Source organism: Acinetobacter sp. UBA6526, from assembly GCF_002434875.1.
Classification (GTDB): Bacteria; Pseudomonadota; Gammaproteobacteria; order Pseudomonadales; family Moraxellaceae; genus Acinetobacter; species Acinetobacter venetianus.
In genome coordinates this window covers 1-14,524 of sequence record NZ_DJLC01000187.1, presented here as the reverse complement: position 1 = coordinate 14,524, position 14,524 = coordinate 1, and the positions used below count along the sequence as shown (strand labels likewise).

Annotated in this window: 12 protein-coding genes and 1 pseudogene; 3 read left to right on the top strand and 10 right to left on the bottom strand. The window is 37.8% G+C overall.

The window, feature by feature from the left end:
- Together B4237_RS12760 and B4237_RS12755 are read right to left on the bottom strand one after the other, a co-directional pair.
- Positions 1-1,785: Mu transposase C-terminal domain-containing protein (locus B4237_RS12760; protein ID WP_286943429.1), on the bottom strand; the 1,785-nt coding region annotated here is incomplete at its 3' end.
- Positions 1,786-2,496, bottom strand: coding sequence for a TnsA endonuclease N-terminal domain-containing protein (locus tag B4237_RS12755; protein WP_286943427.1), 711 nt, complete (start codon positions 2,494-2,496; stop codon positions 1,786-1,788). It abuts the gene before it with no gap.
- 155 nt (positions 2,497-2,651) lie between these two features.
- Between B4237_RS12755 and B4237_RS12750 the strand changes: the two are divergent.
- Positions 2,652-3,302 (top strand): annotated as a pseudogene (locus B4237_RS12750) (ATP-binding protein); the annotation flags it as partial.
- Between the two features lie 40 nt (positions 3,303-3,342).
- Here B4237_RS12750 and B4237_RS12745 read toward each other — a convergent pair.
- Complete coding sequence (locus B4237_RS12745; protein ID WP_061517324.1) at positions 3,343-4,104, bottom strand: TorF family putative porin; 762 nt, start codon at positions 4,102-4,104, stop codon at positions 3,343-3,345.
- Positions 4,105-4,497: 393 nt separating this feature from the next.
- A complete protein-coding gene (locus tag B4237_RS12740) occupies positions 4,498-5,271 on the bottom strand; it encodes a TorF family putative porin (RefSeq protein ID WP_278595547.1) in 774 nt (257 codons plus the stop codon).
- 741 nt (positions 5,272-6,012) lie between these two features.
- On the opposite strand from B4237_RS12740, the gene B4237_RS12735 reads away from it, so the two are divergent.
- Positions 6,013-7,338 (top strand): OprD family outer membrane porin, encoded by a 1,326-nt coding sequence (locus tag B4237_RS12735; RefSeq protein WP_278595548.1) that lies wholly within the window; start codon positions 6,013-6,015, stop codon positions 7,336-7,338.
- Between the two features lie 106 nt (positions 7,339-7,444).
- Here B4237_RS12735 and ppa read toward each other — a convergent pair whose 3' ends face one another.
- Both ppa and B4237_RS12725 read right to left on the bottom strand, forming a co-directional pair.
- Positions 7,445-7,972: an inorganic diphosphatase gene (gene ppa / locus B4237_RS12730; RefSeq protein WP_278595549.1), complete on the bottom strand. Its 528-nt coding sequence runs from the start codon at positions 7,970-7,972 to the stop codon at positions 7,445-7,447.
- A gap of 115 nt (positions 7,973-8,087) precedes the next feature.
- Positions 8,088-8,486 (bottom strand): MAPEG family protein, encoded by a 399-nt coding sequence (locus B4237_RS12725; RefSeq protein ID WP_004876305.1) that lies wholly within the window; start codon positions 8,484-8,486, stop codon positions 8,088-8,090.
- Positions 8,487-8,636: 150 nt separating this feature from the next.
- Between B4237_RS12725 and B4237_RS12720 the strand changes: the two genes are divergently transcribed.
- Entirely contained in the window at positions 8,637-9,029 is a 393-nt protein-coding gene (locus B4237_RS12720; RefSeq protein ID WP_278595550.1) for a hypothetical protein, read from the top strand.
- A gap of 66 nt (positions 9,030-9,095) precedes the next feature.
- Here B4237_RS12720 and B4237_RS12715 read toward each other — a convergent pair whose 3' ends face one another.
- The 4 genes from B4237_RS12715 to B4237_RS12700 all read right to left on the bottom strand — a co-directional run bounded on the left by B4237_RS12715 (position 9,096) and on the right by B4237_RS12700 (position 14,504).
- Complete coding sequence (locus B4237_RS12715; protein WP_192413450.1) at positions 9,096-10,775, bottom strand: AMP-binding protein; 1,680 nt, start codon at positions 10,773-10,775, stop codon at positions 9,096-9,098.
- A 156-nt stretch (positions 10,776-10,931) separates the two neighbouring features.
- On the bottom strand, positions 10,932-13,151 hold the full coding sequence (gene parC, locus B4237_RS12710; RefSeq protein ID WP_278595551.1) for a DNA topoisomerase IV subunit A: 2,220 nt from the start codon (positions 13,149-13,151) through the stop codon (positions 10,932-10,934).
- A gap of 150 nt (positions 13,152-13,301) precedes the next feature.
- Complete coding sequence (locus tag B4237_RS12705) at positions 13,302-13,829, bottom strand: hypothetical protein (protein WP_278595552.1); 528 nt, start codon at positions 13,827-13,829, stop codon at positions 13,302-13,304.
- Positions 13,830-13,859: 30 nt separating this feature from the next.
- Positions 13,860-14,504 carry a trimeric intracellular cation channel family protein gene (locus tag B4237_RS12700; protein ID WP_004876296.1) on the bottom strand — a complete coding sequence of 215 codons (645 nt, stop codon included), beginning with the start codon at positions 14,502-14,504 and terminating at the stop codon, positions 13,860-13,862.
- Between the last annotated feature and the right edge of the window lie 20 nt (positions 14,505-14,524).

The following is a 14,524-nucleotide window of genomic DNA, read 5'->3' as shown; positions in this document are numbered from 1 at the left end:
TTCCTTTTTACGTTGATTTGTTCTCCGTTGCTTCCTAGTCAAACTACGAGATTGTTTCAATTGCTCACGTAAATGAAGAATTGCCTGATAAATCTCATCCTGATTTTGATTATCATGTTGTTCACCACGAAGATATTTCTGCACTTGTTTGTATTCAAATAAGCTTATTGGTGGCATTTCTCGTTTAGCAGTAGGTACTTTAAAATATGTATTGGACAGAGGTTCATAAAACCAAATAAGAGAAATATCCCTTGGATCACGTTTAAACAAAAATTTCTTTTTTCTCTTTTTATTTACATCTTCGGGATCAACACAATTAACCCACTGTCGTAAACAATCAGCAAAATAAAATAGATTGTCTTTCTGTACACCTACACGTTGAATTGTTGATTCAAATTCGGGAAGGAAATCAATAAATAATGTGTCTTCATCCGAAACTCGCTCTTTTAAACCCGTTCCAACAGTAGTTTTTGTTCCCCAAACACCATCTTGCCACTTCTGTAAAGGTGACATACCAAGTTTGGAGTGTTTCTTTTGGTGATAAACTTTAGTGATCCAATAAACAATATAATATTCTAGTTCTTTCAGTGTCATACAGGCATGACCTGCTGAATTATAGGTTCCACGTTCTTGGATATTTGAGAAAGTTGTACCATCCAAGATGTGCATTTCAAGGTTAACCACACCAATTAAACGTTCGATATGTCCACCAAACCTTGCCCCACCAATCGGACGAAACTCCCAATGAATCCCATATTTCAAGCAAGCTCGACTGATATGGTTAGTTCTAAAGTCAGGACCATTATCTGTATGTACAGAATCCATAAGACCTTCAACTTGCCAATCAGCGTCTATATCCAATTCAATAAGCTTCCGTTTTTTTGACAAAATACTGGAAGCAATACACATGGCAACAGATGTTGCACTGGGGGCTTCTAAGGACAAGTAATAACCGACTACCATTCGAGTGTTCACATCAATAGCCAATGTTAGAAATGGTCGTCCAATCGCCTCTCTAAATTCATCATCAACAATTTCAATATCTAGTGGAGTGTGGTCTACCTGTACATATGCCAAGGGATAATCGGCATTAGGAAACTCACCAGCAGCAGATGCATATTTATCTTGTGCTGCTTTAGAACCATGACGAGCCTTAATCACCATATAATCATTTAAGGCTTCTATTTTTCTACGAATTGAATTGTCATGGGGTGCTTCTAGTTTAAGACGAGAACATTCTGCTTTAATAAAATCTATAGTCTTTGCAATACTAGGCTTTCTGGCATTGAGATATTCCTCTTGAATACCTTGGTTAATAATCTTCATAATTTGGGGAGACAACCTAGACTTCTTGGTCGTCCAACCTCTCTTTTTAGGAACTAACACTAAGATAGAATTATTTTCTCTAAAATCTTTTAACCATTTCCATAAGGTGGAACGGTTAATGTCATATTCACTTGCTCGTTGCTCGACTAATTCAGTTGTTGAATACTTAATTAATGGCTTGATGATTTCATAACGATGTAAAGCTATTTTCCACGCTTCATGCGTAATATCCCAATCACCTTTATTTATATCTTTAGTTTGGTTATTTTCAGCTTCAAATACTTGCAGCGAGTCTGCGCTTACTTGTAAACAACGTACAGAATCTAAACTAGAAATCACGATATCGTTGGCATTCAGAACATTAGCAATCTTATACGGTTGCCCTTCATACTTAACGATTACATTTGGTTTGAGTATGATCCGACTTCGGTCAATACTTACAGTATCAGTCTGAATCATTTAAAATCTCCTTGTAAGCACATCATCTTGATTTACCCAAATCACCGTCTCTGCGGTTAAGGGGCAATATAAATCACACATGATTTTTCGTTTTGCGACTAATGCCCATACTTGATGAATACCTCGAAGAATATTGGTTTTATCCTTAAAAATATGTGCAGGTAATTGATTAATAGTCGATTGACCAAGACTATCTAAAGTCTCAATTAAAGTTTGTTCGTCATAGACATCCACATGAGAACGCCTAAATCTTTTCAAAAAATTAATATTTTCCCAATACTGATCATATAACCTTGATTCATTTATAATCTTGAATTTCCAACCTTTTTCTTTAGCAAGAGTATGAGCCGCCTTAAATTTTGGCTTTAATTTATCCCAATCATCTATAAGTTTCTTTCTAGGTTTTATTTCTATTAACAGTGGACAGGGGATTTCCTCGAAATCACCACAATTTGCACTGGAGAACTGTATGAGGAAATCAGGGGTATAAGTGGATTCATTACCCAACTCTGTTATATATGGGATGGTAATAGGCTGGCTTACGATATCTATGACATTGCTATTGAACTCTTGCTTAATCAAAAAATCACGCTCAAGAGTAGATTCACACCAAATCGTCTTTTCCCCTCTAAAAGCGTAATTTACTGAAATACTCCCATATACAGTTTGAGATTTCCTAACTGGGGAATATTCATCACTGATTCTTTTCATAGAATGCCTCTTACAGCCACTCGTGCCTATTTGTGTAAATTTGCAAGCCACTCTTGCTTATTACTGTCATTACTCTAATCTATTTATGTAATTTTAGAGTGGCAACCTGTTGTTTTCTTATCATGCCACTCTTATCTATTACTGTAAATGACAGCGGGTCACAGCCAAAACCGGGTGAAATTACCCTTGCACATTTAGGTGTCTTATTTTTAGATGAGTTACCCGAGTTTGATCGAAAAGTGCTAGAAGTGTTACGTCAGCCTTTAGAGTCCAAAGAAATTGTGATTTCACGAGCCGCAAGACAAATGACTTTTCCTGCAAATTTCCAGTTCATTGCAGCAATGAATCCTTGCCCTTGTGGTTATGCTTTCAACCAAGATAGTCGCTGTCAGTGCTCTCCAGAAAGTATTCAACGTTATCAAAATCGGATTTCAGGCCCTTTGCTGGATCGAATTGATTTACATATTGATGTTCCACCTTTGCAAGCCACTGAATTACAAGATCGAGCAGTAACTGAAAACTCTGAAACTGTGCGAAAACGCGTGATTAAAGCCTATCAACAACAACTGCAAAGACAGCAATGTTTAAATCAAGCGTTATCACCAAACTTATTAGAGCAATATGCACTACTTGATGACAGCTCAGCAAAAATCATGGCGATGGCTCAACAACGTCTAAATCTCTCAGCTCGTGCTTATCATCGTGTTTTACGTGTCGCACGAACCATTGCTGATTTATCTGAGAGTGAGATGATTTCTAGCTCACATTTAACAGAAGCATTGTCCTATCGAGGGCATCAGGCATAAAAAAAGCGACCATATTGGTCGCTTTTCATTATTGTTATTATTAAAAAGCGTAAGCTAATCCTAAAACCACTTTATTTTTTTGTTTGATATCAGAACGGTCATAACCACCTAAAATATAATCAAGACTCCAGTTAGCACCGGTATCTCCTAGAGCATGAGATAAACCTAATGTCGCATGACGGAAAGCAAAACTATGCTCTGTTTTTGCAGTAAACTCATCATCATCGCCATAATAATAGGCACCCAGTTGTGCTTTACCCGTAAAACCAGCAGGCAATGCAGGCGCATAAGTCGCGAGGAAATAAGTATCTCCTTTATTACCAAAAGTAACGTTGTTTAATAAAGTTTGTGCCGTCACACCAAAATCTTTATAACTTAGACCAACAATGGTTTCGTAACCTGTAGATTCCCATCCCGGATAGTAATAATAAATCGTCCCACCCACTTGATAGCCTAGATCTTCGGTGATATTGCCCTTATAGCCAGCATAAAAATCACTTTCAAAAGAATCTCTCGCATCGACATCTTTACAGTCAGGATTTAGACAAGCATAAGAATAATCTAGTGTTGAAAACCAATAACCTGCATAAAAGCCCTTGTGGCTATAATCCAGTCCACCTTGTACAGCTGCACCGCTATTCTCTGGAGAGTTGGTAATACCACGCAAGTTATAGCTCGATATCACACTGATATTTCCAGAAACTGTTCCCGGAAATGGTAGCTTACTCTCTTCAGCCATTGCTAAAGTTGATGTTAATGTTGCAACACTTAAAGCCACTGCCTTGACTGCAAATTTCATCATATTGATCTCCCCCTAGATTTAGATATTCAACAGATTTCTGTTTAAAATTGCATCAATATGTAATTAGCAATTGCTGTGCCAACATTAAAAAAAGATTAAAAATAAATAATATTTTATATTTAACAAATACTTGAATAAAACAAAGAGACTAAATAGCTATTCCCCTCTTTTTTATCATGATGCGGTTTTTATACATGCAACCAAACTAGGGCGAACCTGCTCTTTTTAGCGCATAAACTCACGACCCTAAATATTCAGGCAGAAAATGAAATATGCACGCCTGCAATCAAGACGTTCCAAGATAGTTATAAAGAAAATGAAACTAATATTTTTTTAATTATGCACCACACAAAAAAGCCAGCATTTCAGCTGGCTTTTCAGTTTTCTAAATAATTAGAATGTTTTTGTCAGTGTAAATACTGCACCCGTTTCTACACCGCGTTTGTATGGTTGAGTTTGTGCATCAATATTCGTTCCAATAGCCGCTAATTCTGCTGTTAAACCTTCGACAGATTTAACGCTATATGTAACGCCTACTTTCCAGTCAACATAATCATCACTTGGATCATCTTCACCAAAAACATCATCAATATCTACTTTCGTGTAACCAACGCTTGCCACACCACCAAAGCCAGTATCAGCAAAAGGAATATTGTAAGTTGCATTCAAGTACCAACCATCCTCATCTGAACCAGCCCAATCATTTGTATAGTTAATCGCAGCCAAGAAACTATCGCCAGAAGTAACTAGGTCACTGAATCCCAATTTTGCATAGAGTTCAAGCCAGTTAATATCAGATGAGCTTGGATAACCATAATACCATAGACCAACATCTAAAGTTGGCTTACCCGCAAATGGTAATTCAGTTGCATAACCGATATATGGATCAAGCTCTAAATGAGTCGGATCTTCTGCGCTAAAATGTACATTAGATGCCCATACACCAGCGTATAAACCAGAAGAATGAGATAAAGCAAAACCACCTTGAACGGCTGGATCACTTTCAGTCTGTGTCATACCACGAAAACGGTAATCAGTAGTTAAGGCTGCACTTCCTGAAAAGCTAAGTCCATACTGAGATAATGTCGTTGTTTCTTCAGCCATAGCAAAAGATGAAGTTACAGCAATGATACTCATCGCGATTGCTTTACATGCAAATTTCATCATATTGATCTCCCCCATGATGGATATTCGACTGATTTATGTTTTAAGTTGCATCATTTTGTAATTAGCAATTGCTGTGCCAACTTTTAGAAATGCTTGCTAAATCTAGCTTCTGTTCAATAAGAGTGCTATCGACGCCATTTGGCTGTGCTGAAATATTATTTTTTCTTTAATAAGGTTCATTTTTCTGAACTATTAAGAAGCACTGCCATTGTTGCGCCTAAAAAATGCACAAAAATAATGCAATTCAATTTAATAAAAAGTGCTGTTCTCCTTAAATAACAATCAAATATGTTGATATAGCGTGAATCGCCCCCTAAAAGTGCACAGATCAAACTTAAATCTGCCTGAAAATAATGGTGCGTTTTTGTACAGCGAAAAATGTCATTCGTCGGGATGTAATTTTTTGCAAATCAGTCGAATATCTTTTGATCGAAGAAAAAATAAATCATTAAAATAAAAGAGAAAAAATAGAAACAAATCACGTATTTTTAATGCATTTAGCTAAAAAATAATCAATATATTTTATGATTAAAATAAAACAATATATTAATAAAAATCAATATATTAATTTAAATATGATTTAATTTTAAACGATAATTAAATCATAAAATGTTAGCTGAATTTTGTGTAAAAATGATTAAAATAATTTAATAAAAATCTATCTTTTTTATGTATAACTTATACAATTGGTCAAAATTTCGATTTTGATCGAAATTGTTTTTATTTATTATGAGGCTACCTATGCCAAAGGCAAAGAAACTTACATTGGCGGTTTTGATTAATGCCGCATTGATCTCCTCAACATATGCAAGCGAACAAAGCGAAGCAAAAGGTTTTGTTGAGGATGCAAATGGTTCAGTATTGTTCCGCACAGGCTTTTTAAATCGTGATAAAAAAGACGGTTTAACAAATGATACAAGCTCAACAGCGCAAACTGCCATTTTTGATCTTCAATCAGGCTTTACAAAGGGTGTTGTTGGCTTTGGTGTTGGCCTAGTAGGTGATGCATCTTTCAAGCTTGGTGCGAATAATAATACGGGTAATCAAATGATTCCTGTAGATGATCGTGGATTTGCTTATGATCATTGGGCTCGTGGTGGTGCAAATGTGAAAGCACGTATTTCCAACACAACCGTGACTTATGGTACACAGGTGTCAACACTTCCTGTCATGGCAAGTAATCAAGCCCGTTTAGTGCCTGAGTATTACACAGGTGTTTTCATTGAAAGTAATGAAATTCCAAATCTAAATGTGGTTGCAGGTAAATTCACAAAAAACCAAATGTCAAACCAAATTAGTACCGATAAAGATGTGACAGGTCAAGGGCTTGATCGTGCAGTAGTTTGGGGTGCTAAATATAAATTTAATGATCAACTCAACTCATCGTATTATGGCTTAGATGTTCAAGATAAGTTAGAACGTCATTATGCTAATGTAAACTTTACCCAAAGCTTAAAAGACAAGAGTACCTTAACACTTGATACCATGGGTTATCATACAAAATGGGATAAAGATGCACTCACTGATTCACATACCACAGATGATCTAGCAAACCGTAAAAACTCGATTTGGGCTGTTTCAGTGGGCTATGGCAAAGATGTACATAATGTCATGCTTTCTTATCAAGATAACACAGGTAATACTGGATATGACTATGGCTATAATGCTGATGGTTTACAAAGTATCTATGTCCCTAATTCCTATTTAGGTGACTTTAATGGTAATGATGAAAAATCTGTCGGGCTACAATATAACTACAACTTTAAAAATCACGGTTTACCTGGTCTAAACTGGACAACTGCATTTGTTTATGGTTGGGATATTGATATCGCTAAAATAACAGATCGCTCAAAAATCATTGACCAAGCTGAAGAACATGAGCTCTTTAACCAAGTCAAATATACAGTTCAAACAGGTACATTGAAAGATGCAAGCCTACGTGTTCGCTATTCTTACTTACGTTCAAGTGATACCTATAATAATGTTTCTGGTCAATATGTCAGCAATGTCATTGGCTCAACCAATGAATGGCGTTTGTTCCTTGATATTCCTGTGAAACTGTTCTAATTCACAGCTTTATTTAAGTCATAAAAAAACCTCCATTCAATTGAATGGAGGTTTTTTTATCAGCTAGACTTTAAATCATAAAATCTAGCTGAATCTACTCAGAAAATTACTTCTTAGCAGCTTCGATTGCTTTCAATACTTCAGCTTTTGCAACGTCAGCACTTTCCCACCCGCTGATTTTTACCCATTTACCAGGCTCTAAATCTTTATAGTGTGCGAAGAAGTGCTCAACTTGGCTAATCAATAAAGGCGGAAGATCTGTATATTCTTTCACATCTTTATAGAGAGGAGATAACTTCTCATGTGGAACTGCGATGAGTTTCGCATCGATACCACCATCATCTTCCATTTTTAATTTACCCACTGGGCGGCAACGGATTACAGAGCCAGCAGCAACAGGATGTGGAGTTACAACAAGCACGTCTAATGGGTCACCATCTTCAGACAATGTATTTGGTACATAACCATAGTTTGCTGGGTAGAACATTGCTGTACCCATGAAACGGTCTACAAATAATGCATCTGAATCTTTGTCGATTTCGTATTTAATCGGCGCTGCGTTTGCAGGGATTTCAATGATGACATAGATGTCGTTTGGTGCGTCTTTACCCGCAGGAATATTGCTATAACTCATATCAACACTCGTATATATTGTGAAGTCAGATGTAAATCGGACAGATTATAACGTGAATACAGTAAAAATGATGCTAGATAAACTGAGAGCTAGAGTTTTTTATCCCTGGCATGTCTCATATCATTTTGATGGTAATCACAAATAGGAAAATTGGACAAAGCAGCGAAAAAAACCAAATAATGGAACGCAAAGTCGCTAGATTTGCTAAATAACAAATCCCGTAGATCACTCGAAATACGATATATGCCCAACCTAGAGTCAGAATAAACCACTCTGGTATGACCATATATTCTGCCATTAGAATTGCAGCAATAAATAGCGGTAAGCTTTCAAAGCTATTTTGCTGTACAGCATTTGCTCTTGCTGCTAAACCTGTCGTTTTAGCCAAAAAATCTCGAGGATTTTGATTGTCTTGCGCTTGGAAACCACCTTTTGATTTTGCAATCAAGGTAAAAACATACGGCAACAAACATGCGACGATAATAATCAAAATAATGCCGCTAATACCTTGCATGCTGACATCCATCATTTGAAGTTCTTCTGATCATGCTATCATAACTTACAATTTATTGAACTTTCATTTGCGCTTGTTCAACAAGCGTTTCTTTTACACAGCAAGTTTGTGCAAAAGTTGTGTCTTTTCATACTGTTTTAAGGTCATTCTATGCAACAGCAAGATCATAAAGAAATGTTTGATGTGCTTGCACAACAACGCCAACATCAGCTTTTGGTTGATCGTGTACTCAAAGTCGTTTTGCCTATTGTCGCCTTTTTGCTGAGTGTGATTTGTGCAAATTTGAATTGGCAATCTACACTTGGTACTTTTGTGATCCTCACCATCGCTTTCTATGCAGTTGGCATTTATCGTTTGACGCTTTGGCATTGGTTAACTGTGATTGCCATCTATGCTATTGTAGATAATTATTTTAGTTTTAATGGAATTGATCCAACTCGATTACGCTTTCAATTGGCCACTATGCTGGTTTTTGTCGGCATTGTAGGGATTGGTCGTCCTTATATTGACCGTTGGCTCATGAAATCGAATAACCCAAAATAAAATTAAAAAAACGCCGCAATTGCGGCGTTTTTTTAGCGTCCCTGCTTAAGCAGAAAGCTAAGATTCTTAAGCTGGTTTACGTAAGTCTTTACGTAAGATTTTACCAACATTTGATTTTGGTAATTCTTCCATAAACTCTACATAACGTGGGCATTTATAGCCTGTTAAGTTTTGTTTCGCATAGGCAAGAATTTCTTCAGTCGTTAAAGATGGATCTTTCTTCACGATGAATAATTTAGGTACTTCACCTGATTTTTCATCTGGCACGCCAATCGCAGCAACTTCCAATACTTTTGGATGTTTCGCGATAACTTCTTCAATTTCACTTGGATAAACGTTGAAGCCAGAAACTAAGATCATGTCTTTCTTACGGTCTACAATCTTGAAGTAACCACGTGTATCCATAACACCGACGTCACCTGTACGGAAGAAACCATCTTTGGTCATTACCTTTTCAGTTTCATCAGGACGATTCCAATAACCTTTCATAACTTGAGGGCCACGGATTGAAATCTCACCTTGTTCACCTTGTGCCACTTCATTACCATCATCATCCAGCAAAGCCACTTCAGTTAATGGCAATGGAATACCAATTGTGCCACTGAACTCAGTTGTTGCAGGTGGGTTCGCAGTCGCAACTGGTGATGTTTCAGATAAACCATAACCTTCAATAATGATTGTACCTGTAACTTTTTTCCATGCTTCAGCAGTTGATGGTAATACAGCCATACCACCGCCCATAGCCATCTTCAATTTGCTGTGATCAAGTTGTTTAAACTCTTCGTTGTTCACTAAAGCATTAAACAAAGTGTTTACAGCAGGGAAGAATGATGGTTGGTATTTACGTAATTCACCAACTACAGCAGGTAAATCACGTGGGTTAGGAATTAAGATATTTGCTTGACCCTTATACATGCCATAAAGTGCACACACCATGAATGCAAAGATGTGATAGAGCGGTAATGCACACACGATACGATCATCTTTAGAACCATCGCCTGTACCGAATTTGCTTGAGAAAATACCATCACATTGCAATAGGTTCGATACAAGGTTACGGTGAGTTAACTCAGCACCTTTAGAAACACCTGTGGTACCACCCGTATATTGCAATACAGCCGTATCACTTAACGTCAAGCTTGGGCGTTTATAGTTGCTAGGGTTAGCTTTGTTTAAAGCCGTGTTGAATTTCACATGGCCTGGAATATTCCAAGCAGGGATTTGCTTGCGTACTTTGCGTAAAACAAAGTTTACAATTGTTCCTTTCAATGTACCGAGCATGTCACCTACAGAAGCAACCACAACATGCTTCACAGGTGTTTTACCAATAATGCTTTGGTAAACGCTAGCAAAGTTTTCAATGATCACTAATGCTTCAGCACCAGAGTCATTTAACTGATGTTCAAGCTCACGCGCTGTATAAAGCGGGTTTACATTGACAAGTACTAAACCAGCACGGAATACGCCAAGAGCAACCACTGGATACTGGAAAACGTTCGGCATCATCACCGCAACACGTGTTCCTTTTGCCAAGCCAAGGCTTTGTAAATATGTCGCGAATTTACGGCTAGCGACTTCTAATTCATTGTACGTTAAAACTTTATCCATGAAGATAAAGGCATCACGTGAACCAAATTTTTGGAAATTGCGTTCAAAAATATCAACAAGTGAGGTGTTTTCAGCAGGCAGCGCAACTGTTTCTGGAATTCCTGTCTTTTGGTATTCAGCAAACCAAATCTTTTCCATAATGCCATTATCTCCGAGTGGTAATCCTTAAAAATGTAACAACGTTACTTTCCATGACAAAACATTTTTTTTAACTTTTTGCATTGCCCTGTCAATCTATTCAAACAATATGAATACATTTCATATATAACGTATTTATGTCACAGAATACTAGCCTTATCTCTGAATGAAGAGTCTATTTGCTTTTTGATATCCCCGTGGTAAAAGTTGCCCCTTTGTTGCTCTTTTTCCTATATATTTTTGGAGATCATCCCCTTTCAGTTTTAGATGCTGTTGTCCTGCAGCGACTTGGATTATTTCATCTAAATTCAGGGTTGTCATGGATAAAATTTGCTCTTTTTCATCAAGTTGTATCAACTTATTACCTTTACCTTTATTCAGTACAGGTAACTCTGCTAAATCAACAATGAGCAAACGACCTGATGAACTCAGGATTGCAATATGTGTTGCTTGATGAATTGGCAACAATGGTAAAGCTGTTGCTTTGTCCGTTACTGTTAAGAAAGCCTTACCCGCTTTTGCATTAGTATCAAGCTGTGCAATTTGCGTTTTAAAACCATAACCTTTGGTGCTTGCTGCAAGAATGTCATGGCTGTTGTCACCTGTTAACACTTGGATAAATGACACACCGCTGGCTGGCGCTAATTTAGAACTAAGCGGTTCACCAAGTCCTCGAGCCGAAGGCAAGCTGCTGATTGGCAAAGCATAACTACGCCCTGTCTCATCTAAGAAGTAGACTCGTTGGTTGGTTTTACCCACCGCATGGCTGAGATATTGGTCACCTGCACGATAATTTAAATTTGCTGCATCTACTTCACCACCTTTCGCAGCACGCACCCAACCTGCCTCTGAGAGCACAACTGTGACCGTTTCTGCTGGCAATAGATCTTGCTCTTTAATTTGTACTGCCTCAGCACGTACAACAATTGGAGAACGACGATCATCACTAAATTTCTTCGCATCTTCTTTTAATTCATTGATGATCAGATTTTTTAATGATTCTGGATTTGCCAATTGCTCACGAATAATGGCCGCTTTAGCTTCTAACTCTTCCTGCTCACGGCGAATTTCCATCTCTTCAAGTTTCGCCAAATGACGAAGTTTGAGTTCTAAAATCGCTTCGGCTTGAATATCGTCAATACCAAAATGTTGCATCAATACTGGTTTCGGTTGATCTTCTTCACGAATGATTCGAATCACAGTATCAATATCGAGGTAAGCAATTAAAAGACCTGCCAAGATATGTAAGCGTTTTTCGATTTTATTTAAATGGTATTGCAAACGACGTGTCACTGTTTGCTTACGAATCTCAATCCATTCCAACAAAATACGACGAATCGATTTAACTTGCGGACGACCATCAGCACCAATCATATTTAGATTGACGCGATAGCTCGATTCTAAATCTGTGGTTGCAAATAAATGACTCATCACCGTTTCTGCATCGACACGATTAGAACGCAGTACGATCACCAAACGGGTTGGATTTTTATGATCGGATTCATCACGTACATCACTCACCAGCGGCAATTTCTTGGCAATCATCTGGTCTGCGATTTGGGTAATCACTTTAGAGCCTGAAACTTGATACGGCAGTTCAGTAATGACTATTTCATTTTTATCCACAGCGTATACCGCACGCATACGGTAACTACCACGACCTGTGGTTTGAATTTTTAATAATTCGTCAGGTGGAGTAATAATTTCTGCTTTAGTCGGTAAATCTGGAGCAGGAATATATTCTGCTAACTTTTCATCTGTCGTTTCTGGATTACGAATCAACGCAATCGTACCTTTCACCACTTCACGTAGGTTATGCGGTGGAATATCAGTTGCCATCCCGACAGCAATACCTGTGGTACCATTCAACAAAATATTTGGAATACGTGCAGGTAAAGTAATTGGTTCTTTCATTGAACCATCAAAGTTATCTTGCCACTCACTTGTACCTTGCCCGAGTTCACTCAGCAATAATTCACTATAAGCAGAAAGTTTGGCTTCGGTATAACGCATTGCTGCAAATGATTTTGGATCATCAGGCGAACCCCAGTTGCCCTGACCTTCAACCAATGGATAACGATAGCTAAATGGTTGTGCCATCAACACCATAGCTTCATAACAAGCTGAATCACCATGCGGATGATATTTACCTAGTACGTCACCGACGGTACGTGCAGATTTTTTTGGCTTACCTGTCGATTTTAAGCCCAGCTCACTCATCGCATAGACAATACGGCGTTGTACGGGTTTTAAACCATCACTAATATGTGGCAATGCACGATCCATAATCACGTACATGGCATAGTTCAAATAAGCTTGTTCTGTGAATTCAGCTACGGAACGGTTTTCTGTTGCATGATGTGCAAGGCTGGTCATTTCAGCGAGTCATCCAAAATCATTTATTATCGTCAATGTTTTGTATGCTATGTGGATGAAAGCGTTGTGACAAGCCCTTGTTGTTGTTTAAACGTCAAATGGTGTCTTGTTGGGAGAATTTGTAATTGAATAAGGTAATGAACCAACTTTTCAGCTATCAAATCGGAGACTTTCTCTGAATAATTTCATTTTAACTTCATCAATATTCAAGATTTGCAAGGAGGTCAATTCATTATTAACGTTAAAACCAAAACTGAAATTACAATCCCGCACATATTCAATTGTATTTTCTAAAGGTAAAAATACGAGTTCAATATAATTTTTACCCATGAATAATTGGAACTCTGTATCAAATGCATCCTTAAATCTACTAGAAAAATCATCCGCATCATCTGACCAATATGACACATCAAAAATTGGTAAATATACTTGTGCTAAATCACTAGAAAACAAATTCTTTCCTGTTTGAATCAGCTTATGACAGCTAAAGCTAACCAACGTAATTGTTGATAATTCACCAGTCTTTAAAAGGCCGATTTCAACTAAAGACGTACGGCCATTACCGCCTCTCCAATACAAATCTGGAGATTTTTCATTGAAATGAATATCAAAGGGTACGTAACCATCTATTTCGACCGAATGATAGTGATAAGTACTTATATTAATTCTTTTTAACATTTGATCACCTTCAATTGAGGTAATTCTTAATCAATGCTCATCCGTCGAAGATGCGGACTCGGCATCATCTTCTTGATAAATAAATTTCGGCATTTCCAGACCAAAATAAATCGCGATCAAACGTAAGGTAAAACCAAAAACTAAAGTGAAAATTACAGTTAAATCATGTGGCAGACCAAGCTCTAAACAAACCCAATAGCAAATGACTGCAACGAAAGAAATACTCGCATAAAGCTCACGGCGGAACACTAAAGGCACGTCATTACACAAGATATCGCGCAGAATACCACCCGACACCCCTGTTAATACGCCAGCCACCGCAGATACTACAAAGCCATGTCCCATCGATAATGCAATTTGACAACCAATAATGGTAAAACCAATGAGTCCCAAGGCATCCAGTACCAAGAAAATATTACGTAAATGGCGCATCCACTTGGCAATAATGATCGTTACAAATGCAGCCGCACAAGTAAGTACCAAATACTCAGGATGCTTCACCCATGTCAACGGATAGTGCCCCAACAGCACATCTCGGACTGAGCCACCACCTAGAGCCGTCACGCAGGCAATCAGCACCACACCAAACCAATCCATACTACGTCGACCCGCTGACAGCGCTCCTGTCATCGCTTCCGCAGTAATGGCAATAATATAAATAACGGTGAGTAACATCTGCCTACATCCTAAATCAG